This window comes from Pelagibacterium luteolum (assembly GCF_900100665.1).
Taxonomy (GTDB): Bacteria; Pseudomonadota; Alphaproteobacteria; order Rhizobiales; family Devosiaceae; genus Pelagibacterium; species Pelagibacterium luteolum.
This window is the reverse complement of the sequence record NZ_FNCS01000001.1, coordinates 455,830-478,576: the sequence shown is the minus strand read 5'-3', so window position 1 is coordinate 478,576 and position 22,747 is coordinate 455,830. Positions and strand designations below refer to the sequence as shown.

Sequence of the window (22,747 nt, the reverse complement as noted above, 5' to 3'; positions counted from 1 at the left end):
CAATATGGGGATAAGTTCTTGTGCTGCAAGTTCGTTCCGGTCACGCCTCCCCGCGAATCCAGTCGATCCGAAAGCGTCCGCGGTTCTCGTCCGACAGTAGCTTAGCCAATGTTGGCAGGACGATTTTCATTTCATCCTCAAGCACATAGGGCGGGTTGACGACGATCATGCCGGTGCCATGCAGGCGCGGTGGCGTCGAGGGGGGACGGATGGTCAGTTCCAGCCGCAGGATTTTGGGAATGCCGGTGGCGTTGAGCGCTCTGGCATAGGTGTCCGCGTCCCTTGGGTCCTTAATGGGATACCAATAGGCGTAGGTGCCGCCGGGCCAGCGTTTGTAAGCTTTTTCAAGGCTTTGGACCATACGAGCAAACTCGCCCTTTTCCTCGAAAGGCGGATCGACGAGGACGAGGCCGCGGTTTTCCTTTGGCGGGAGATGGGTGCCCATGGCGGCCCAACCGTCGAGATGGGTGATGCGGGCCTGGATGTCGCCGGCGAAATTTTCCTTAAGCAGTTCAAAGTCTTGTGGATGCAACTCTAGCGCCATGAGGCGATCCTGGGAGCGGAGCATATGGCGCGTCACAAGGGGTGAGCCGGGATAGAAGCGCAGGGCGTCATCTAGGTTTTGTGCTTTGATTGCAAGGAGATAGGGCTCTACCAACTCGGCAACCTTGGGGGGCAAGCTGGCGGCCATAAGGCGGCCAACTCCGTCTTCCCATTCGCCCGTTCGACCCGCCGCGTCGCCCAAAAGATCGTAAAGGCCGACACCGGCATGGGTGTCGATGACGCGAAAGGCGGCATCCTTGCGCATCATATACGAGATGATGCGGGCGAGGATAATGTGTTTGACCACATCGGCGAAATTGCCGGCGTGGAAGGCGTGGCGGTAGTTCATGTTACTGCTTTTTCTTGTGTTTTCGCACTTCCGAGCCGACAAATCGAAAGCCAACTTTTCTGGAAGCGCTCACCTGCGTGCCTCAGCGGTCAGGATCGTCACCGCAAACGCCGCAAAGACTGCGGCGAAGGACCAGTTCAGTGCCTTCTGAATGCGCTCCGATTTCATCACCGTTCCGGTAAGCCATTGGGCGCCAAGTACAATTGCTATGACGATGGGGAGCGAGAGGACGACGAATTCAACGCCTAAAAAGATCAGTTTTGCAGCGGCGTTGGGGTCGGAGGCGGAGACGAACTGGGGCAGGAAGGTCACGAAAAACAGCGCGACCTTGGGGTTGGTGAGATTGATGCCGAGGCCGGTGAAATAGGAATTCTTAAGGCTGGGCGTTTTGCCTTTCGCCTTGGCGACGGTCAGGCCCGTGCCTGAACGGATGGCAGAAAAAGCGAGCCATAACAGATAGATAGCGCCAGCAATCTTGAGGGCCCAAAAGGCGGTGGGGGCGGTGACGATCAAGATCGAGATGCCGAAGGCGGCGAGCATGGTGTGAACGGCGATGCCGGTGACGGCACCAAAAACCGTTGCAAATCCGTGCCTTGAGCCGAAATTGACGGTGCGGGAAATGAACAATGCCATGTCCGGACCGGGCGTAATTGCTAAAACGATGGCGGCCAGCGCGAAGCTTAAAATGACCGGAAGGTCGGGCGCGTAACCATGCATATATGGCTCCAGATCGGCGATTGTGGCTGTGATCGACAGCGCTATTCGGAAGTTGGCAACATGTATGTGCGCCCAAAAACGCGCAACCCGATTTTTGCCGAGAGATTTCGTCGCGCGCCCATTCTGGACAGCTTGAACTCGATCTGATTAACGTCCGCGCGAAAGTTATCCCCGCGATCCGCCAGCAGGTTAGAGTTCTCGCCATGAGCAAAGACATCAAGAAAGTCGTCCTCGCCTATTCGGGGGGTCTGGATACCTCGATCATTCTGAAATGGCTGCGCGAGGCCTATGATTGCGAGGTGGTAACGTTTACCGCCGATCTCGGGCAGGGCGAAGAGCTGGAGCCGGCGCGGGCCAAGGCCGAGATGATGGGTGTCAAGGACATCCGCATCGAGGACGTGCGCGAAGAGTTCGTTTCCGATTTTGTCTTCCCGATGTTTCGCGCCAATGCGGTCTATGAAGGCGTCTATCTCTTGGGCACTTCGATCGCGCGTCCGCTGATCGCCAAAAGGCTTGTCGAGATCGCCGAGGAAACCGGCGCCGATGCGATCGCGCATGGGGCGACAGGCAAGGGCAATGACCAGGTGCGGTTCGAATTGTGCGCCTATGCGCTCAACCCGGCGATCAAGGTCATCGCGCCGTGGCGTGAATGGGATTTGCAGAGCCGGACAAAGCTCATCGAATACGCTGAAAAGAACCAGATCCCGGTGCCGAAAGACAAGCGCGGCGAAGCGCCGTTCTCGGTCGATGCCAATCTGTTGCACACCTCGTCCGAGGGCAAGGTGCTCGAAGACCCCGGTGTCGAAGCGCCCGATTATGTCTATCAGCGGACCGTCGATCCGGTCGATGCGCCCAATGAGCCCGAGACGATCACCATCGGGTTCGAAAAGGGTGACGGCGTTTCGGTCAATGGCGAAAAGCTTTCGCCGGCAGCGTTTCTGACCAAGCTCAATGAACTGGGCGGCAAGCATGGTGTGGGGCGGCTCGATCTCGTCGAGAACCGCTTTGTGGGCATGAAGTCGCGCGGCATTTACGAGACGCCGGGCGGCACCATTCTTCTGGCGGCGCATCGGGGGATCGAATCCATCACCCTCGATCGGGGGGCGGCGCACCTCAAGGACGAGATCATGCCGCGCTATGCGGAACTGATCTATAATGGCTTCTGGTTTGCCCCAGAGCGCGAAATGCTTCAGGCGCTGATCGACAAGAGCCAGGAATATGTGACGGGCGAAGTGACCGTTAAACTCTACAAAGGCTCGGCGCAGGTCGTGGCGCGGACCTCGCCCTATTCGCTGTATTCGGAAGATCTCGTGACCTTTGAAGAGGGCACCGGGACGTATGACCACCATGACGCCGAGGGGTTCATCAAGCTCAACGGGTTGCGGTTGCGCACGTTTGGGGCGCGGAAAGCGAAGTTCGGGTTTTAGGGGGAAGTAACGGTCCTTGCACGCGCCGGACAGCGCGTGGCTAGATCCCGGGATGACGGGGGCGGGGCGGTGCGCGCGTGAAGATTACTGGCGCTCACGGCCCCCTCACCGCTCTGATTGCCACCCTCTCCCCTAGGGGCGAGGGTTTTTCTTTTTGCGGGTGGTGGTGAGGGGCAATCAATTTTGAGTGCGGCGGGGCGGTCTTAAAGTCTCCTTAAGCGGGGGATCGTAGGCTCTCACAAAGTTTTGATCTGGAGTGAACCGGCCATGGTGCAGACGCCGTCCAGTGAACGTCCTCTCGATGCGCTGCTGCTCGACGCGGCGCTGCAGACGATTCCGTTCGGCTTTTGCGTGTGGAGCGCCGAGTTCGAGCTGGTGATGTGGAACCAGCATTATCTCGATATCTATGGCTTTCCCAAAAAGGCGATCCGGCGGGGGATGAGCCTTTATGAGGTCGTGGCGCTGTCGAGCGCTTTGGGCAATCATCCCGATACCGATCCCAAGAGTTTTTACGACGCCTACACCGCCGAATTGCTGGGCAACCGCTCGGGGTTGCGGGCGATCAATCTTGAAATGACGGCCGGGCATCGGACGCTCGAGACGGCCCATATCTATGCGCCGGGGCTCGGGTGGGTGGTGACCCATGACGACGTCACCGAGGAAATCGCGCGTTCGGACATGATGAGCGAGCGCAAACGTGAGCTTGAACGGCAATATGCGCTGCTCGACGCGGCGATCAACAACATCAGCCAGGGGCTTTCGATGTTCGATCGGGAGTTTCGGCTGGTGACGTGCAATACCGAATTCGTGCGCATGTATGCCCTCCCCGAGGCGCTCGCAGAGCCGGGGACGCCGTTTGAAAAGATCCTCGAACATCGCGACGTCACGGGGCGGCATGCGCCGTTAGACCGGCAGTCCTATATCGCCGAGCGCAAGAGGATCATGAAGGGCGGTACCTCGCAGCGCGAAGTGGTCAAGATGGCCGACGGGACCTATATCGCGTTCCGGCATCAGCCGCTCAAGGGTGGCGGGCTGGTGACGACCCATGAGGACATCACCGAGCAACTGGCCGCCGAAGCGCGCATGCGACACATGGCGACCCATGATGCCTTGACCGATCTGCCCAACCGGACGCTGTTTCGCGAGGACCTCGACGTTGCGGTGAAGGGGCTTGAGAGCGGCAAGGCGCTGGCCCTGCTCACGGTCAATCTCGATCATTTCAAAGCGATCAATGACAGCGACGGCCACGCGATGGGCGACAGGGTGCTCAAAAAGATCGCGGCGCGGCTGATCGAAATCGTGGGCGCGCGCGCCATGGTGGCGCGCATGGCAAGCGATGAATTCGCTGTGCTTTTGACACCGCTGTCCAGTCCGCAGGCGGCGGCCGATCTGGGGCGCGCCATCGTCAAGGCGATCGCCGAGCCTATCGTTTTCGGGCGCAAGACCATCAAGCTTTCGGCCAGTATCGGAATTGCCGTGGCGCCCGGCGACGGGCGGACGACGGATGCGCTGCTCAACAATGCCGATCTGGCGCTTTTGAAGGCCAAATCGGAAGGGCGGGGGACGTGCCACTTTTTTGAATCGGGCATGGACGCCACGCTTCAGCGGCGGCGGACACTGGAAACGGGCCTGCGCGATGCGATCGCCAATTGTGAATTGTCTGTGCTGTTTCAGCCACTGGTGTCGCTGAAGACCGGCAAGATCGCGGCGGCGGAAGCCTTGCTGCGCTGGACCCATCCCAAGCTGGGGATGATCCCGCCGGTCGAATTCATCCCCATTGCCGAAGAGAGCGGGCTGATCCATCAGCTGGGCGGCTGGGTGTTGCATCAGGCGGCGTTGGCGGCGGGCAAATGGCCCAAGCACGTCGGGGTTGCGGTCAATCTCTCGCCGGTGCAGTTCCGTCAGGCCGGACTACTGGAAACCGTGCAGGGTGCATTGGCGCGGGCCGATCTTGCGGCGGAGCGGCTCGAGCTGGAAATCACAGAATCCCTTCTGCTCGAGGATAGCCAGGCCAATATCGATCTGCTGCACGCCATTCGCGGGCTGGGGGTCAAGATCGCCATGGACGATTTCGGCACGGGGTATTCCTCGCTGTCCTATCTGCGGGCCTTTCCGTTCGACAAAATCAAGATCGACCGCTCGTTCATGAGCGACATCGCGACCAAGGACGATAGCCGCGCCATCTTGCGCGCCATGATCGGGCTGGGGACGAGCCTTGGGATGGTGACGGTCGCTGAGGGCGTCGAGACCGAAGAGCAGCTCGCGGTGGTCAAGGCCGAGGGGGCGACGCTCGTGCAGGGCTATTATTATTCGCCACCGGTAACGGCCAGCGACATCGCGGCGATGGTGGAAGCGGAGACCGTGCCGCCGGCAACGCTCGACAAGCGAGCCGGCTAAGCGCAGTCTGCTTACAATCGCGATCACTGACGGAAAATTTTTATGCACCAGCAGGCTGCCTATCGTCATCTTGTGGGTGTCGCCAAGCGTTACGCGCGGCGGGGCGATGAGGCTGAGGACATCGTCCAGGAGGTGTTGATCGCGGCTGTGGTTGCGGGGCGCGAGGATGGGCGGGTTGCTGCCAATCGGCGCTGGATGGAGGGGGCGATCCGGAAGCGGGCGGCGTTCGATGCGCGCTCTGCGGTGCGGCGGCGGCAGCGCGAAAGCCGGTGGCAGGACGCGCGGGATGGGGGCGAGGCCGGGGCGTCGGGCGATGATCTGCAGACGATCCTTGCCGACCTGCCCAAAAGCTTGCGCGTCGTTGCGGCGCTGGCGTTGTCGGGGCATGGGCGGAGCGAAATCGCCTATCTGCTCGATCTCACGGATGCGGCGCTGCGCCAGAGGATACGGGCGCTGAAGCTGGCGCTGCGGCGAAAGGGTATCGAGATGCCCGGTGAGACGATCGGGCTCAATCTCGATCTTGCCTATGGCGCGATCCGCGAGGCGCTGGTGCCGGCGCTGCGCCGGCATGGGGGGATGTTTGCCACGCACGATCCGGACGGACATTTATTGATCCTGACGCGCTCACACATGCCATAGGCGCGGCAACTAAGGGGTGTTTCTAGTCTTTAGGAGTTAGGCCAATGTTGCCCAAACCGCACCGCGCTTCGATCGTTTTCTATGTGTCCGACATTACGCGCACCGAAGCCTTTTATACCGATGTCCTGGGGATCGAACTTGTGCGGCAGGAGGGCGCCGAGCCGTTCTGGCTTTCGGGCTCGCTTGATCAGGGGCTGGAGATGGTGTTTTTCGAAATGGAGGGGAAGCGCGGCAATACGCCGGCGCTAATCTTTGACCTCCTCGATGGCGGGATCGACGATATCGTTGCGGCGCTGGCCGAAAAGGGCGTGACGATCGTGACCCCGGTGGCGGAAGCGCCGGGGGGCTGGAGCGCGGACTTTCTGGACCCGGATGGGTTTGGCCTCGGGTTGTGGCAGTCGGGGGAAAAGCCGCGGACGTTGACGTAGGGGTGGCGTGACGCCAGGGTTCTAACCGGGACGCGGAGCATACTGGGTCCCGGGTCGAGCCCGGGATGACGGCGGTGGTTGGGCCGCGTGCAGGGCCGGCTTGGCCGGTGGTGTGCGCCCTTGCATGGCTGGTGTGCGGCGTTTTTTCTTGTTTATCGGGGCGTGCTGGGGTATGGGCACCGCAACCAATTTATAGTGTCGCGTTTCCAAACCGCAAAAGTGGGATCACTCTTGCTGGAAACACCCCGGTAAAAAACTCCGAAATGGCTGTCCCCTTATGAGCTTGCGCAATATTGCGATCATTGCCCACGTCGACCATGGCAAAACGACCCTGATCGACGTCCTCTTGAAACAGTCGGGTACGTTCCGCGACAACCAGCGCGTCGAAGAGCGCGCCATGGATTCCAACGATCTGGAAAAAGAGCGTGGCATCACCATTCTCGCCAAGGTGACCTCGGTCGGCTGGAAAGATCATCGCATCAATATCGTCGATACCCCGGGCCACGCCGATTTCGGCGGTGAAGTCGAGCGTATCCTGTCGATGGTCGATGGCGCGGTTATCCTTGTGGACGCTGCCGAAGGCCCGATGCCGCAGACCAAGTTCGTGCTCTCCAAGGCGCTCAAGATCGGCCTGCGCCCGATCGTTGCCATCAACAAGATCGACAAGCCCGAAGAGCGCCACGACGAAGTGCTCGACGAGATTTTCGATCTGTTCGTGTCGCTCGATGCGACGCCGGAACAGCTCGATTTCCCCGTGCTTTACGGTTCGGCCAAGCAGGGCTGGATGGCGGACGAGCCCGAAGGACCCAAGGATTCCATGGGTCCGCTGCTCGACAAGGTTATCGAACATTTCGAAGAGCCCAAGGTCGAAGAAGGCCCGTTCAAGATGCTGGTCACCACCATCGAACGGAACCCGTTCCTTGGCCGTATCCTGACCGGTCGCGTGTATTCGGGCACGGTCAAGCCAGGCGATGCCGTGCATGCCTTGAGCCGCGACGGCAAGACCGTCGAAAAGGGCCGCATCTCCAAGGTGCTCGGTTTCCGTGGCCTTGAGCGCGAGCCGATCGAAGAGGGCAAGGCCGGCGATATCGTCGCCTTGGCGGGGCTGGAAACGGCAACCGTTGCCAACACGATTGCCGTGCCGCAGGTCAACGAGCCCATCGAAGCCAAGCCGATCGATCCCCCCACCCTGTCGGTGACGTTCCGTATCAATGACGGACCGCTGGCCGGTCGCGAAGGCGACAAGGTGCAGAGCCGCGTCATTCGGGAACGCCTGTTGCGCGAAGCCGAAGGCAATGTGGCGATCCGCGTTACGCCGGGCGACGACAATGACAGCTTTGACGTTGCGGGCCGCGGCGAACTCCAGCTTGGCGTTCTGATCGAAACCATGCGTCGCGAAGGCTTTGAATTGTGCCTGGGGCGTCCCAAGGTGCTGTTCCGCGAAGAAAACGGGCAAAAGCTCGAGCCGATCGAAGAAGTGATCATCGACGTCGATGACGAGTTCTCCTCGGTCGTCGTCCAGAAGCTGACCGAACGCCGCGGCGATCTCGTCGAAATGCGCCCCTCGGGTGCGGGCCGGACGCGCGTGCGGCTCTATGTTCCGACCCGCGGGCTGATCGGGTATCAGGGCGAATTGCTCTCCGATACGCGCGGCACGGCGATCTTTAACCGCGTATTCCATGAATACGCAGCGTTCAAGGGTCCGCTGCCGATGCGCCGCACCGGCGTTCTGATCTCGAATGCGACGGGGCAGGCTGTTGCCTATGCGCTGTTCAATCTCGAAGATCGCGGGCCGATGCTGATCGATCCGGGTGTCGACGTTTATGAAGGCATGATCATCGGCGAGCACAATCGCGAGAACGATCTCGAAGTGAACGTGCTCAAGGGCAAGCAGCTGACCAACATTCGCACGACGTCGAAGGACGAGGCGATCCGGTTGACCCCGCCCAAGAAACTCAGCCTCGAACAGGCGCTGAGCTATATTTCGGACGATGAATATGTGGAAGTGACGCCCAATTCGGTGCGTCTGCGCAAAATCTTCCTTGATCCCCATGACCGCAAGCGCGCCATGCGTGCGGCCCAGGCGGAAGCCGCTGCGGGCTGATATAGCGGCTAAGTTGATTTGAGATGCGAGGGGAGCGGCCTTATAATTAGGGGCCGCTCCGCTTTTGTTTTGTGAGGCTGTAATGAGCGATACATCGACAAAAAACCGCACGGAGACCGAGCTCAAGATCGCGCGGCCCAAGCTGCACAAGGTCATCTTGCTCAATGACGATTACACGCCGCGCGAATTCGTCGTCAAAATGCTGGAATCGGTTTTTCGGATCGGCGAGCCGCAGGCCATGGCGATCATGATGACCGCGCACCAGAAGGGCTCGGCGGTGATCGCGGTCTTTACCAAGGAGATCGCCGAAACCAAGGCGGACGAGGCGATTGAACTCAGCCAGCAGTTCGGGTTTCCGCTCATGGTGACGACCGAACCGGAAGAATAGACCCTTACCTTGACGGCTGTATATACATTTCGTATATTTGGTTCGCGTCGCACGTTCCGCGTCGTTGCTGCTGGGGGCGGACAGCTTGGAATTTACGTGGAGCGAGGCGAAACGGCGTGAGGTCATAGCGAGCCGCCGGATCGACATGCTTTACGCCGCGCTGATTTTCGAGGGACCGGTCTTTATCTCGCGGGACGTTCGAAAAGACTATGGTGAAGAGCGCTCGATTGCGCTGGGCGCTGTCGGACTTGAGTGCTTCGTGGTGGTTTTCACGATTCGGGATGACACGATCCGCTTGATCACAGCCTGGAAAGGTGGCCGCGATGACAGAAAACGATATCAAGAAGAGCTCGCTCGCCGGCCTGCGGGAGATGCATGGGCGCGGTGAGTTATATCACGACCCGAATGCGCCCGAAGGCGATACTCTGGACGGAGATTTCTGGAAAACGGCGGTACTCAAAGAGCCGCTGGCCAAGAAATCGATCAGTCTTCGCGTCGATCGGGATGTGCTCGACTGGTACAAGGCGCAGGGTGAAGGCTATCAGACCCGGATGAATGCGGTGCTTCGCAGTTATATGGAAAGCCTTTCAACATCGCGGCGCTGATGGATTTGTACCACCAAGTTCAAAAAAACCCCGCCTTCCGAGGCGGGGTTTTTGTTTTTTATGCGCCTCAATACCACTCGCCGCGGACGACTTCGGTGGCGTCGGTTTCGGCTGTGAGGAGCTCTTCGAAGAGGTCGATGTCGCTTTCGCCGTAGTGGTAGGGATAGACCACTGTCGGGGCGAAGGCGGCGACGCCGGAGGCGGCTTGTTCGACGGTCATGGTGAAGGGCAAATTCATGGGCACGAAGGCGATGGCTATATTTTCCAGCGCGCGCATTTCGGGAATGTCTTCGGTGTCGCCGGCGATATAGACACGAGAGCCGTCGATATCGAGGACGTAGCCATTGTCACGGCCTTGCGGATGGTATTGAAGACGGTCCTCGGTGGTATTGTAGGCCGGGATCGCTTCGATCGCGATGTCGCCAAAACTGTCGGTGTCGCCATTTGCCATTTCGCGGGCGTTGGCGGCGAGGGCTTCGGGCAGCATGGCAAAGACTGCGGGATTTGCGATGATCTCGGTACCCTCGACAATGATAGCTTCAAGGGTCGGTAGATCGAAATGGTCGCCGTGTTCGTGGGTGATGAGGATCAGATCGGGCGGGGGCAGGTCGGCATAGAGCTCGGCGCCTTCGACGGGATCGACATAGATGACGCCCGAGGGGGTTTCGAGGACCAGCGAAGCATGGGAGATCGGATGAACGACGATCTCACCATTGTCGGTGGGGTAGGTCTGCCCACCCGATTGGGCGAAGGCGGTGCGCGGGATGATGGTCGTGATGCCGAGGGCGGCAAGGGTCGTCAGGCCCAGGCCGAGCGTCTGGCGGCGGGTCAAATCCATTTTTGTCCTCCTGTGTGCGATCCCTGATTAACGCTTGCGGGAGAGGCCGGGATTGGGCGCCTGCCATCACAAAAGCGCGAGCATCGATTGTGTCTCGATTTTGCCGGTATCGGCCTGTTAAGCTCCCCTTAAGTTATGTGTCAGTGACGCTTCCGCTTTTTGGGAAGCTTTTTTAAGGGCTCGTCCATGTCCAGCCAGAACAGTGCCGCCCGGATCAACCAGACGATCAAGGGGTTGGAGACGACATCGCGCTTCGCCCTCGCCGTCCTGGCGCTGGCCAGCGGGGTCTATACCTATCTCGGTGTGCGCGGGCTGCTCGATGGCGACGCGAACTTCGTCTTCTTTGCCGCGATCATCTATTCGGTGGCCGTGTCGGTGGGGATTTACGTCTTCTGGAGCTACATGATGCGGTTCCTCCCCTTGATGCGGGAGATGAGCCAAAGGCTTTTGATGATCGCCATCATGGGGCTGGGATCGCTGATGATCGTCGCGATGAGTTCCTGGCTGAATGCCGCGGCGCTGGCCGGATCGGCGGCGCTGGAACAGCATATGGCGGTGACGCTGGAGCAATATACCGGCGATCTGGACGCAGCGCATGCCAATGCGCTGTCGGCGCAATCGCTGCTGCCCGACGTGCAACGGGCCGGCGAGCGGTTTGCCACGCTGGCGCAGCAGGAGCAGGATGGCGGCGCCTTGACCGGTTCGGCCGGGTCGGGCTCGGTGGTGCAGCTTTTGAGCCAGATGAGTGCGCAGATGAATGCGCTGGGCAATACGATCACCGGATCGCAGGGGCGAGTTGCCGAGCTGTTCGAGACCGGGTCGGGGCATTTGACGGCGATGCGCGAACTTGTCTCGGCGCCCGGTGAGGTGCAGCCTCGTGCCGATACTTTTGCGGCCGAGATCGTTGCCCTTACGGGGGTGATCGCAGCGTTGCAGGAAACGTCGGTGGCACCATCGGTGGCGCGCGCGGCCGACGATCTGTCGCTGGGGTTCATTGCGCCGGTGTCCGATGGGCAGAGCGCCGGGCTGGTGGCGCGCCAGGATGCGGCGATGGCCAATATCCGCGAAGCGGTGGATGCGCAATCGCGCGTGCTGTCCGAAGCGGCACAGACAATCATCGCCCAGCCGCAGGTCGAACCGCGGCGCTTCGTGCCGTTGTCTTCGGCGGAAGCCGTCTTGCGCTATGCGTCGGACTTCGTGCCGTCCTGGGCTGGGGCGATTTCGATCGATCTTTTGCCGGTGGTGCTGGTGCTGCTTTTGGCGGTGGCGCATTCGGCGATGCGGCGCGACGCCGAGGCGCTCGACGATGCGGAGACGCTGACGGCTGCGGACATGATCCGTGCGGTTTCGCTGCACAACCAGATGATGGCGAGCCAGGCGCGGGTTGAGCAGCCTGTGGTGCGGGACGCGCCTGAAGTGGAGCCGGATGTGGCGCCCGAGCGCGAGGTGGCGCGCGAAGCCGAACCGCAGCCGGTGACCCCGGTCGTGGCGCGTGACGACGATACGGTGACGCCGCTGCCGGCCTTTCAGCGCAAGCGTAGCGAAGGGCCGAACCGCTCATGACCAGCATGGGGACGCCGGTCGCGCGAAAAGGGTTTGGCGCGAAATTTTCCGACTGGGTGGCGAGCTGGGACGATGGGGCGATCCTGCGGGTGGCATTTTACGCCATGCTGGGCGGGGCTGCATGGGTTCTGGTCACCGACTATATGGCGCTCAATGAAAACCGGCCCGACGAGCTTGCGGTGGAACCGGGTGATCCGATGTTGCCAGCTGTCGAGCGGCCGGAGATCGATCCCGACAATCCAGCCTATCGTCCGCTCGATCGGGTGACGACGCCGCCCGAGCAGTTGAGCGAGCCGTTGTCGATCGAGCTTGTGGCGGGAGGGGTGCTGATGCTCGAGGGGACGATCGTTCCCGGCGCTGCGGCGCAGTTTACCGCCGAGCTCGAACGGCGCGGCGATTATATCGAGACCGTGGCCCTCAATTCGCCCGGCGGTTCGGTCGAGGATGCGCTGGCGATAGGGCGGGCCATTCGCGACGGTGGGTATGGAACGGCTGTGGGCGATGGAGCGCTGTGCGCCTCGTCATGTCCGCTGGTTCTGGCGGGGGGCGTCACGCGGCTGGTGTCTGAAACGGCAGCGGTCGGCGTGCACCAGATTTACGCCAGCGCCGCGATGGACGATGTGGGTTCGGCGCAGGCGATGAGCGATGCGCAGGCGATAACGGCGCGGATTTCGCGGTATCTCAACGATATGGGGGTCGATCCGGCTGTGTGGATCAATGCCATGGAGACCCCGCCGAACCGGCTCTATTATCTGACGCCCGACGAGGTCGTGGAGTTCGCGCTGGCCAGTGCCGGCGATGAGCCGGAAGCGGAAGCGGGGCCCGTCGCGGACGCTGAGACTGATACCCCCTAGATGCTGCCACTGGATGAGAGGCCAAAGCCTGAGCGCGCGGAGAGGCGGACGCAATTGCCGCCATTGCGCTGGGCCTCGTCGAGCGCCCAGAGGCTGCGGGCCAGCAGTTCCGCATAGACATCGCCTGGCTCACGCTCGGTGATGCCGACGCTGAGCCCGATGGGCGGGGTGGTCGTTGTCTGGCCGAACTGCTTGCGGATGGTTTCGGCGGTGCGGCGGGCGGCGAAGAGGTTTTCGCCTTGCGCCAGGATCGCGAAATCATGCTCGGCCATGCGGCCTACCAGCGCGTCGCGCGGGGCGATTTCGGCGATGGTGCGCGCAAGATCGGCTACTGCCGTGCTGGCGGGGGGATAGCCGGGGCGCAAGGGATGATCGAGCGCGATCAGCGTGAGCGCACAATCGGTAGCGCCGGGTTCGGGATTTGCGTCATGGGTCGCCGGCGTGCCCAGAAGACGCTGGGCGTGGGCGGTAAAGCCGCCGCGATTGAGAAAGCCGGTTTCGCTGTCGCGCTCCGAGCGGCGAATGAGGGTTGCGGCGCTGTCGTAGATCATCATGCCCAAAGCGGAGGTGGCGAGGATGATCAGGACGACGGCGCCCATGGCGACCGAGATTTCCGCATAGAGCGTTGAGGCGAACTGTTCGGGCGTGGTGCCGACGCCCCCGGTAGCCAGTGCGATGAAGGGTTTGGCGAGAAACTGAACCGCGAGGATGAAAAACATCCCAACGAATATCCAGTCGATCACTGATTTATTGCCAGCCCTTGCGATCACACTGAGGGAAAGCAGGCTGAGGAGGGCGTAGGGGATCTGATAGAGCATCTGGCGGATGAAGTCGCCGCGCGGCAGATCGAGGATCAGGATAAAGAGCAGCGCCGAGGCGAGCGTAATGGCAAATCCGCCGCCCCGTGGCAGGGGCGCACGATAGCGCAGCGCGAGGCCATAGGCGATCAGGACGAACATCACCACCATAGCCATCGCGATGACCATGCGGGTGAGGGCGGGAGCGACCCCGGTCGCAAGGACCAGCTCGCCGGTAAAGCTCACGCCGGCGCTGAGAAAGGCATAGCCGAACAGACGCGCCGGACGGTTGGTGCGGTCAAACAGCGACAGCGTGAAAAAGGCGGAGGCCTTGACGAGGCACAGGCAGATGGCCACCGAAAATATGAAGATGCCACCGCTCATGACAGGCCCGGATATCGGATGGAGCGGTCGTTGTTCGATACACTACGCTCCAAGTCGTCCGGGTCCTTGTCTGGTCGCGTGTCAGGTCATATTTTCTCACTAACATTTCAGTGTCCGATTTGCATAGTGCCCTTTGGTCGCGCTTCCACATGGCGGGAAACCTTGCGCGCCCGGCAAGCGTTTGTGGAGTGTGGTGAGCACGAACCGCAGCAAAGGAGCGGCACGATGGCCAAAACGCTAACCGAACTCGAAGAGATCAGGGCATGGACTGCCGGTCGTGGGGGCGAGCCGATCATGGCCGACATGCCCGATGTCGGTGGCAAGGAACAGCACCTTTTGGGGCTCACCTTCGATCAGCACATGCTCAATGCCGATGGCAATGAGGGGCCCGATCGGCCCGGCAGCCATTTCGAACTTGTCGACTGGGACACATGGTATGCAGCGCTCGAGGCGCAGGGGCTGGTGTTGGTGGTCGATGACGACCTGGAGGGCGATACCCATGCTGAGTATCGGTTCATGAGTAGGGATGAGGCTGGGGGGTAGCGCGCCTGGGATGGGCGGGTTCGCTTTTGGCTAACTCGGAGGGCCTATCGTTGCGCGGAGGACTGGGTCCCGGATCAAGTCCGGGATGACGTGGGGGGTGTGGCGAGGTTCGGTCTTTAACCGATACTCACCTGAGGCCGTCGTCGATGGCGTACATGTCGTCGTCCGAGAGGCCGAAATGGTGGCCGATCTCGTGGATGAGGACGTGGGTGACGATTTCGCCGAGGGTGTCGGTGTGTTCGGCCCAATAGTCGAGCATGGGGCGGCGGTAAAGCCAGACGCGGTTGGGGAACTGGCCGGTATGAGGGATGACGCCGTCATCGGTGAGGCCGACGCCCTCGAACAGCCCCATGAGATCGAAGGGGCTTTCGATGTCCATATCCTTGCAGATTTCCTCGGTGGGAAATTCGGCGACGCGGCATTCGATGCCGCGGGACATGGAGCGGAACGGTTCGGGGAGCGCTTCGAGTGCCTCGACGGCGAGGGCTTCGATGTCGTCGAGCGAGGGGGACGAAAGGGGTCCCCAGAATTTTGCGTCGCCTTCCGATTCTGACATATCCAGCTCCGGGGCTTTTCCTGGGTCCTCGGGTCAAGCCCGAGGATGACGGGGTGAGGTGGCGCGGTGTCGAACTCAGACGGAGGTAAGGGAGCGACAGTTACCCTCTCCTCGGGTTAGGGCCAAGGAGAGGTAACTTGAAACGAGAGGCCTAGGTGCGTGGCCATTCGCGGATGTCAACGAAGTGGCCCTTGATGGCAGCGGCGGCGGCCATGATGGGGGAGACAAGGTGCGTGCGGCCCTTAAAGCCCTGACGGCCCTCGAAATTGCGGTTCGAGGTCGAGGCGCAGCGTTCGCCCGGGGCGAGCTTGTCGGGGTTCATGGCCAAGCACATGGAACAGCCCGGTTCGCGCCATTCAAAGCCGGCGTCGATGAAGATGGTGTGCAGACCCTCGGCTTCGGCCTGGGCTTTGACGAGGCCCGAGCCGGGGACGACCATGGCGTTGACGCGCGGGTGCACCTTGTGGCCAGCAACGATGGCCGCGGCGGCGCGGAGATCTTCGATGCGGCCATTGGTGCATGAGCCCAAGAACACGCGATCGAGTTCGATGTCGGTGATCTTTGTGCCTGCTTCCAGACCCATATATTCCAGCGCGCGCTTTTTGGAGGCGCGGCGGTTGGCATCGGCGATGTCGTCGGGATTGGGGACGACGCCGGTGACCGAGATCACGTCTTCCGGGGAAGAGCCCCATGACACGATCGGGGGGAGATTGGCGGCGTCGAGGACGACTTCCTTGTCAAAGGTCGCGCCTTCGTCGGTATAGAGCGTTTTCCAATAGTCGAGCGCCATATCGTAGGCAGCGCCCTTTGGCGCGCGCGGGCGATCCTTGACGTAGGCAAAGGTTTTTTCGTCGGGCGCGATGAGGCCGGCGCGGGCGCCGCCTTCGATGGTCATGTTGCAGACCGTCATGCGGCCTTCCATCGAGAGTTCGCGAATGGCCTGGCCGGCAAATTCGATGACATGGCCATTGCCGCCGGCGGTGCCGATTTCTCCGATGATCGCAAGGATGATGTCTTTTGCCGTGACGCCGTCCGGCAGTGAGCCGTTGACGGTGACGCGCATGTTCTTGGCTTTGGACTGGATCAGCGTCTGGGTGGCCAGAACGTGTTCGACTTCCGAGGTGCCAATGCCGTGGGCCAAAGCGCCGAAGGCGCCATGGGTCGAGGTGTGGCTATCGCCGCAGACGATCGTCATGCCGGGGAGGGTAAAGCCCTGCTCGGGGCCGACGATGTGAACGATGCCCTGACGCATGTCATAGGCGTCGTAATATTCGATGCCGAAATCGCGGGTGTTTTCCGAGAGCGCCGCGATCTGGGTGACGCTGTCGGGATCGGGATTGGGCAGGCTGCGATCGGTGGTCGGGACGTTGTGATCGACGACGGCCAGGGTGCGCTCGGGCGCGCGAACCTTGCGGCCGGACATGCGAAGGCCCTCGAACGCCTGCGGGCTCGTGACCTCGTGGACAAGGTGGCGGTCGATATAGAGGATGGCGGTGCCGTCCTCATTGGTCGTTACCACGTGGTCGTCCCAGATCTTGTCGTAGAGGGTCTTGGCGCTCATGGGTCAATCATTCCGGCTCGTGAGGAGTGCCGTACCGGTGGGTACGGTTTGACCGTGTTTTTACGCCTTGAGGGGGGCGTGGGTCAAGGGGTGCGCGTGATGGTGAAGGCGAAGACGGGTCATCGTCTCGCGCCGGACGGCGCGAGGCTGGGTCCTCGGGTCGAGCCCGAGGATGACGGTTTGGGGGGAGGATGGCTGGGAGACACCCTCTCCCGTTGGGGAGAGGGCAAATTGCAGTCGATCAGGCCTTTTTGGCCATCTCCATGGAATCGAGGATGACCTTGATGGCGTCGGCCTTATTGCCGATCCGGTCGATCTTGGCCCACTTGCCGGGCTCGAGATCCTTGTAGTGGGTGAAGAAGTGCTTCACGCGCTCGACCTGGATATCGGGCAGGTCGGTGACGTCCTGGATGGCGTCGTACATGCGGGTGAGTTTGGAGACCGGCACCGCGAGGATCTTTTCGTCCTGACCGCCATCGTCTTCCATGAACAACACGCCGACCGGGCGCGAGCGGACGACGGCGCCGGGGACCAGCGGGCGGGAGTTCAAAACGATCACGTCGAGGGGATCGCCGTCACCGCAGAGCGTGTGGGGGACAAAGCCGTAATTTCCGGGGTAACGCATGGGGGTATAAAGGAAGCGATCGACGAACAGCGCGCCGGAGTCCTTGTCGATCTCGTATTTGATCGGCTCGCCGCCAAGCGGGACTTCGATGATGACGTTGAGGTCTTCGGGCGGGTTCTTGCCGACCGCGATGGCGTCGATATTCATGAGCGGTGCAATCCTGAGCTCTTGAGGGGGAGGAGGGTTGCGGGCTTTTTGCCTTTGGAAAAAGGCGATTGCAAGGGGAATTGGGAAGTTGGGGGATGAGTGCGGCGCGGGGGTCGCGTGGGAAGAGTCGTTGTCTCGCGCCCGACGGCGCGAGGCTGGGTCCTCGGGTCTAGCCCGAGGATGACGGTGGAGGGTGGGGATGCGCTGGGGATTTCATTGGCGCTCAAGGCCCGCTCACCGCAACCCTCTCCCCGAAACGGGGAGAGGGAGCAGGCTTTGGGGTGTGGTGAGCGTTGTGATCAAGCGCCGGGTTGGCAGTCGGAGCCGACGTGCTTCTAGCTCTTGGCCAGATCGCTCAGGAGGCCCGCGGCGACTGAGAGCCGGGAGATGGTCAACTCGCCTTCGATGAGTTCGGTGACGGTTGCGGCGGTGCGGGAGATGGCGGTGGCGCGGGGGGATTTCCAGGCGGTGAGGCGGTCCCTGATGGCGCCGTCGGACGCTGCGAGAACGTCCGCGGCGAGGTCGCGGAGCGAGCGCAGGAGGTTGGCGATGGCGCGATCGAGCGCCATGCGGTCGAAGCGGTCGGCGGCGTCGATCGCGGCGCCCTGTTCGGTCAGGCGCCCGAGCTTGAAGGTTTCGATGAGCGCGAACATGGCCCGGGCGGCGTCGAGGACGTCGGCGCCGGTCTTTTGGGCGACGAGGACGGCATCGGGGGCGAGCGAAAGGACCGACAGGGCGGCGATGCGGCGGGCCAGATCGGGCGGGGTGCCGCCGGCCTCGAAGGCTTTTTCCTGGGTGGCGACCGATTGGGCGAGGAAGGGCGACGCCAGATCGGGCAGAGCGGTGCGGATTTTGGCGATGCCGTCGCGATAATTGGCGACCATATCGGAGAGGCCGTTGGAAAAATCCTCGTTGCGCAGGAACCAGAGGGCCTGGCTGACCTGGATCTGCTGGACTTCCGCGTAGAGCGCCAATTGGGTTTTGCCCGAGATCCTTGTGTCGAGGTGATCGATCGCGGCGTTCAGATCCTGAAGTCCAAAGCTGTCGCGGGCGGCGGCATAGGCGAAGGCCACGGCGCCGGGCTCGGCGGCGGTGATCGATACGAGGCGCGAGACGAAGGCCGGGCCGCCGCGATTGATCATCGCGTTGGAAAGGACCGTGGCGATCACCTCGCGGCGCAGGCGGTGGTTTTCGATGGTGTCGGGATAGCGCGCGGCCAGGGTATCGGGAAAATAGCGATAGAGCTCGCGGGCCAGATAGGGATCGTCGGGGACGGGCGAGGCCAAAAGATCGGCGTAAAGCGAGAGTTTGGCGTAGGCCAGCAGCACGGCGAGTTCGGGGCGTGTCAGGGCCGCGCCGGACTGGGCGCGCTCGAGGAGCGTCGCGTCGTCGGGCAGGTATTCGACGGCGCGATTGAGTTCGCCCGATGCTTCCTGCTCGGCGATGAAATCGACGAGATCGGGGAAATCGGCCATGCCGCGGCGCTGGGCGAGCGAGAGCGCGAGGGATTGGAGATAATTGTTGCGCAAGCAGAGTTCGGCGACTTCATCGGTCATTTCGACGAGGAAGGCGTTGCGGGTGTCCATATCCAGCGCGCCCGAGCGGACCATATCCGAGAGTGCGATCTTGATATTGACTTCAAGGTCGGAGGAATTGACGCCGGCGGAATTGTCGATGGCGTCGGTGTTGATGCGGCCGCCATTGAGCGCAAATTCGATGCGGCCGCGCTGGGTGAGGCCGAGATTGGCGCCTTCGCCAATGACTTTAGCGCGCAGATCGGTGGCGGGGATGCGGATGGCGTCGTTGGCGCGATCGCCGGCCATGGCGTCGGTTTCGTCGGACGCCCGGATATAGGTGCCGATGCCGCCGAACCAGAGAAGGTCGATCTCGGCCTTAAGGATCGCCGTCATGATTTCATTGGGGGTGGCGCTCGGGGCCGAGAGGCCCAGAAGGGTCTGCATCTGGGGCGTGAGTGGGATCGATTTCGACTGGCGCGAGAAGACGCCCCCGCCCTGGGAGATCAAAGCCGCGTCGTAATCAGCCCAGCTCGAGCGGGGAAGATTGAAGAGGCGTTGGCGTTCGGCGTAGCTCGCCGCGATATCGGGTTCGGGGTCGATGAAGATGTCGCGGTGATCGAAGGCCGCGACGAGCCTGATCTTTTCGCTGAGCAGCATGGCGTTGCCGAAGACGTCGCCGCTCATGTCGCCGACGCCGGCCACTGTGAAAGGTTGCGTCTGGATGTCGATATCGATTTCGCGGAAGTGGCGCTTGACCGCTTCCCAGCCGCCGCGGGCGGTGATGCCCATCTTCTTGTGGTCGAAACCGGCGGAACCGCCCGAGGCGAAGGCATCGCCCAGCCAATAATCACGGGACGTGGAGATGGCGTTGGCGGTATCGGAAAAGCTCGCCGTGCCCTTGTCGGCGGCGACGACGAGATAGGGGTCGTCATTGTCGCGCCTAAAGACCATTTCGGGGGGCAAAACGGTGTCGCCAACCAGATTGTCGGTGATGTCGAGAAGGGCGCCGACGAAGATTTTATAGCACGCAGTGCCTTCGGCCATGAAGGTGTCGCGGTCTGGATTGGCGGGCATTTTGCGTGGGACGAAGCCGCCCTTGGCGCCGACGGGGACGATGACGGCGTTTTTCACCTGCTGGGCTTTGACCAGCCCCAAGATCTCGGTGCGGAAATCTTCGGGGCGGTCGGACCAGCGCAGGCCGCCACGGGCGATGGGGCCGCCGCGCATGTGGACGCCTTCGACGCGGGGGGAATAAACGAAAATCTCGCGATAGGGGCGTGGCTCGGGCAGGCCGTCGATCTTTTTGGCGTCGAATTTGATGGCGAGGGCGGGGCGTTTGTGGCCGTCGATGCGCTGGTAGAGATTGGTGCGGACCGAAGTCGCGACGAGATTGACGAGACGCTGGACGATACGGTCTTCGTCGATCGAGGTAATGGCATCAAGGCCGGTGGCGATTTCGGCGCGCAGGGCGTCGGCCTTGGCGACGCGGTCGCCCTCGACGGCAGGGTCGTGGAGGGTGTGGAACAGCGCCACCAGCGCGCGGGCGATGGCGGGCTGATTGGCAAGGGCGGTCCAGATATAGGCCTGCGAATAGGCGATGCCGATCTGGCGCAGATAATGGCCGAGGGCGCGCAGGATGACCACGTCGTCATGGGCGAGGCCGGCGACGAGCGTCAGGCGGTTGTAACCGTCGTTTTCAATGGCGCCGGTTGAAACCGCGACGATGGCTTCTTCGATGCGGTGGCTGGCGGCGTTGAGATCGATCTTTGCGCCGTCGCGGATCGAGAGGGTCATGTCGTGGAGGTAGCGTACCTCGCGACCGGTGGGGTGGATCTGATAGGTGCGTTCATCGACGACGGCAAAGCCGAAATTTTCCAGCATGGGCACGCGGGCCGAGAGCGGAATGGGCTGGGCGCGGTGATAGACATTAAGGCTCAGGCTGTCGGCGCCGTCGCGACCGGCCGTGAGGCGCACGGCGAGCTGAACGTCTGGGCCGAGCGATTTGAAGATCGCTATGTCTTCGAGCGCATCGGCGTGGGAATGGGCGATCTGGTAGTCGGCGGAAAAGGCCGAGGCGTAGTCGGTGATTTCGGCCGGGTTGGGGGCAGCGGAGAGCAGCCGATCGGCAAAGGTGCGGCTGATCTCGCCGATTTCGGCTTCGAGGTCTTCGCGGTCGGGGCGAGGGGTGTCGCCGCCATTGCGCCCGATGATGAAATGGACGCGGGCCAGTTCGCCCTCGGGGAAATCGGGGGTGAAGGCTGAGACGCGGCCATCGTAGCGGGCGGCAAGGTGTTCGCCGATCCTGGCGCGGACGGTGGAATCGAAGCGGTCGCGCGGGAGATAGACGAGGACGGAGACGAAATTGTCGAACCTGTCGATACGCGGCAGAACCCGGACGCGGGGGCGGTCCGGGAGGGTCGAGATGACCGTTGCAAATTCGAGGAGTTCGTCTTCTGAAATCTGGAACATCTCTTCGCGCGGGTAATTGGCAAGCGCGTTCATCAGCGCCTTGCCGGCATGGGACCGCGGATCGAGGCTGGAGCGGCGCACGATTTCGGCAAGCTTGCGGCGGATCAGCGGGACTTCGGTGTGCGGGGTGGCGATCGAGGCGGACGTAAACAGCCCCAGAATGCGCAATTCGCCGGTGATGGTGCCGGTGGAGTCGAAGGTTTTGACCCCGACATAATCCATGTGCAGACGGCGGTGGACGAGGGACCGACGGTTGGCCTTAGTAACCATCAGGGGCTCGTCGGTGTCGAGGAAGGCCAGGTGCTGGTCGGTGGTATGGACGTAGGTGTCGCCCTGGCGGAGATAGAGGTAATCGGGGTCGCGCAGGATGCCGAGGCCCGAGCCTTCGACGGGGGCGAGTGTGCGCTCGTCACCCTCGCCGGCGATGCGGTAATCGCGCATGCCCAGGAATGTGAAATTGTGGTCCGCCAGCCAGGCGAGGAAATGGATCGCCTCGTTGAGCGCGGGTTCGCGCATCTGGGGCGGGTGTTCGCGATAGGCGACGACGGCGGTGCGCAGGCGTTCGAGCATGTCGCGCCAATCGAGCACGGCCGAGCGCACCTGCGTCATGGCGGCGGTGAGTTCGAGGGTGATGTTTTCGAGGGTTTTGGGGTCGGCGGGGGTGTCGATATGGACCTGGAGCACGCTTTCATTGCGCGATTCAGGGGTTGATTTTTCGAGCACTGTCCAGGGCGTCGTGTTCGTATCGACAGCGACCAGCGGGTGGGCCATGAAGCGGACGGTGCCGCCCGCCGTCCGTATGGCGGCCAGCGCGGAGTCGACGATGAACGGGGTGTCGGCGGAATAGATGTCGAGGATGGTTACGCCGGAGAGCGTCGTATCATCGGGCGTCCAGGCGCGGATGTCGGGCTTGCCGGGCGTGCGCTCGCCGATGTGGGCATAGGTGCGGGCCAAAAGGGTTTCGAGGGTTTCCGGCGCATAGCGGGCCAGATCCTGCTCATCGGTCGATTTGATTGCATTGGCGATAAAGCGCGCGAGGCCGGGCTGCTGATCGGCCAAGGTCGCAATGCGATCGTGCCAGAGATGGGTCGGCGTGTGGCTGGTCTCGGTCATGACCCGGGGTGTCCCTCAACATTTCCGGTATAGCGGAGCGTATGCGCTCGGAGTCGGAAAGTCCAATATCATCTTTAAAATTCAAGGACATAAGACCTTGGTATCGGTCAGAAGCGTTGTCCATTCGATGGGTTACAACGCAAAGAGCCGGGCAGGGTTGCCCGGCTCTGAGATCGTGTTGGC

General features: G+C 62.0%; 19 protein-coding genes. 11 read left to right on the top strand and 8 right to left on the bottom strand.

Translation table 11 applies throughout. From position 1 onward, the window contains the following. Positions 1-40: 40 nt before the first annotated feature. Together BLR31_RS02250 and BLR31_RS02245 are read right to left on the bottom strand one after the other, a co-directional pair. Positions 41-892 carry a 23S rRNA (adenine(2030)-N(6))-methyltransferase RlmJ gene (locus BLR31_RS02250; RefSeq protein WP_090590760.1) on the bottom strand — a complete coding sequence of 284 codons (852 nt, stop codon included), beginning with the start codon at positions 890-892 and terminating at the stop codon, positions 41-43. Between the two features lie 69 nt (positions 893-961). Continuing rightward, positions 962-1,609 (bottom strand): LysE family translocator, encoded by a 648-nt coding sequence (locus BLR31_RS02245; protein WP_090590757.1) that lies wholly within the window; start codon positions 1,607-1,609, stop codon positions 962-964. Positions 1,610-1,812: 203 nt separating this feature from the next. Here BLR31_RS02245 and BLR31_RS02240 point away from each other — a divergent pair, with 203 nt between their 5' ends. The 8 genes from BLR31_RS02240 to BLR31_RS02205 all read left to right on the top strand — a co-directional run bounded on the left by BLR31_RS02240 (position 1,813) and on the right by BLR31_RS02205 (position 9,597). After that, positions 1,813-3,036 carry an argininosuccinate synthase gene (locus tag BLR31_RS02240; protein WP_090590754.1) on the top strand — a complete coding sequence of 408 codons (1,224 nt, stop codon included), beginning with the start codon at positions 1,813-1,815 and terminating at the stop codon, positions 3,034-3,036. 267 nt (positions 3,037-3,303) lie between these two features. Then, complete coding sequence (locus BLR31_RS02235) at positions 3,304-5,433, top strand: EAL domain-containing protein (RefSeq protein ID WP_090590749.1); 2,130 nt, start codon at positions 3,304-3,306, stop codon at positions 5,431-5,433. A gap of 42 nt (positions 5,434-5,475) precedes the next feature. After that, positions 5,476-6,072: an RNA polymerase sigma factor gene (locus BLR31_RS02230; protein WP_090590745.1), complete on the top strand. Its 597-nt coding sequence runs from the start codon at positions 5,476-5,478 to the stop codon at positions 6,070-6,072. Between the two features lie 44 nt (positions 6,073-6,116). Beyond that, complete coding sequence (locus BLR31_RS02225; RefSeq protein ID WP_090590741.1) at positions 6,117-6,500, top strand: VOC family protein; 384 nt, start codon at positions 6,117-6,119, stop codon at positions 6,498-6,500. Between the two features lie 277 nt (positions 6,501-6,777). Further along, positions 6,778-8,604 (top strand): translational GTPase TypA, encoded by a 1,827-nt coding sequence (gene typA / locus BLR31_RS02220; protein WP_090590738.1) that lies wholly within the window; start codon positions 6,778-6,780, stop codon positions 8,602-8,604. Positions 8,605-8,686: 82 nt separating this feature from the next. Then, on the top strand, positions 8,687-8,992 hold the full coding sequence (locus BLR31_RS02215) for an ATP-dependent Clp protease adaptor ClpS (protein WP_090590734.1): 306 nt from the start codon (positions 8,687-8,689) through the stop codon (positions 8,990-8,992). Between the two features lie 37 nt (positions 8,993-9,029). Beyond that, positions 9,030-9,380, top strand: coding sequence for a BrnT family toxin (locus tag BLR31_RS22280; RefSeq protein ID WP_425287204.1), 351 nt, complete (start codon positions 9,030-9,032; stop codon positions 9,378-9,380). Continuing rightward, a complete protein-coding gene (locus BLR31_RS02205; protein ID WP_090590729.1) occupies positions 9,316-9,597 on the top strand; it encodes a BrnA antitoxin family protein in 282 nt (93 codons plus the stop codon). Before BLR31_RS22280 ends, BLR31_RS02205 begins: the two co-directional genes overlap by 65 nt. 67 nt (positions 9,598-9,664) lie before the next feature. Here the strand turns inward: BLR31_RS02205 and BLR31_RS02200 are convergent, their stop codons facing one another. After that, positions 9,665-10,435, bottom strand: a complete 771-nt coding sequence (locus BLR31_RS02200) for an MBL fold metallo-hydrolase (protein ID WP_090590725.1) — start codon at positions 10,433-10,435, stop codon at positions 9,665-9,667. A gap of 186 nt (positions 10,436-10,621) precedes the next feature. Here BLR31_RS02200 and BLR31_RS02195 point away from each other — a divergent pair, with 186 nt between their 5' ends. Together BLR31_RS02195 and BLR31_RS02190 are read left to right on the top strand one after the other, a co-directional pair. After that, a complete protein-coding gene (locus BLR31_RS02195) occupies positions 10,622-11,998 on the top strand; it encodes a hypothetical protein (protein WP_090590723.1) in 1,377 nt (458 codons plus the stop codon). Beyond that, the gene (locus BLR31_RS02190) at positions 11,995-12,852 is read left to right on the top strand and encodes a COG3904 family protein (protein WP_176762468.1); all 858 of its coding nucleotides are present in this window, start codon (positions 11,995-11,997) and stop codon (positions 12,850-12,852) included. The genes BLR31_RS02195 and BLR31_RS02190 overlap by 4 nt, the downstream gene beginning before the upstream one ends. Here the strand turns inward: BLR31_RS02190 and BLR31_RS02185 are convergent. After that, positions 12,849-14,033 carry a GGDEF domain-containing protein gene (locus BLR31_RS02185; protein ID WP_090590719.1) on the bottom strand — a complete coding sequence of 395 codons (1,185 nt, stop codon included), beginning with the start codon at positions 14,031-14,033 and terminating at the stop codon, positions 12,849-12,851. The two genes, BLR31_RS02190 and BLR31_RS02185, sit on opposite strands and share 4 nt — an antisense overlap. 225 nt (positions 14,034-14,258) lie before the next feature. Between BLR31_RS02185 and BLR31_RS02180 the strand changes: the two genes are divergently transcribed. Then, positions 14,259-14,576 (top strand): hypothetical protein, encoded by a 318-nt coding sequence (locus BLR31_RS02180; protein WP_143009294.1) that lies wholly within the window; start codon positions 14,259-14,261, stop codon positions 14,574-14,576. 127 nt (positions 14,577-14,703) lie between these two features. Here the strand turns inward: BLR31_RS02180 and BLR31_RS02175 are convergent, their stop codons facing one another. From BLR31_RS02175 to BLR31_RS02160, 4 genes are all read right to left on the bottom strand, one after another. After that, positions 14,704-15,132: a metallopeptidase family protein gene (locus BLR31_RS02175; protein WP_090590712.1), complete on the bottom strand. Its 429-nt coding sequence runs from the start codon at positions 15,130-15,132 to the stop codon at positions 14,704-14,706. 151 nt (positions 15,133-15,283) lie between these two features. Beyond that, positions 15,284-16,693, bottom strand: a complete 1,410-nt coding sequence (gene leuC, locus BLR31_RS02170) for a 3-isopropylmalate dehydratase large subunit (protein WP_090590708.1) — start codon at positions 16,691-16,693, stop codon at positions 15,284-15,286. Positions 16,694-16,934: 241 nt separating this feature from the next. Further along, the gene (ppa, locus tag BLR31_RS02165) at positions 16,935-17,465 is read right to left on the bottom strand and encodes an inorganic diphosphatase (RefSeq protein ID WP_090590704.1); all 531 of its coding nucleotides are present in this window, start codon (positions 17,463-17,465) and stop codon (positions 16,935-16,937) included. Positions 17,466-17,800: 335 nt separating this feature from the next. Continuing rightward, positions 17,801-22,564 (bottom strand): NAD-glutamate dehydrogenase, encoded by a 4,764-nt coding sequence (locus tag BLR31_RS02160; RefSeq protein ID WP_090590702.1) that lies wholly within the window; start codon positions 22,562-22,564, stop codon positions 17,801-17,803. Positions 22,565-22,747: the final 183 nt, after the last annotated feature.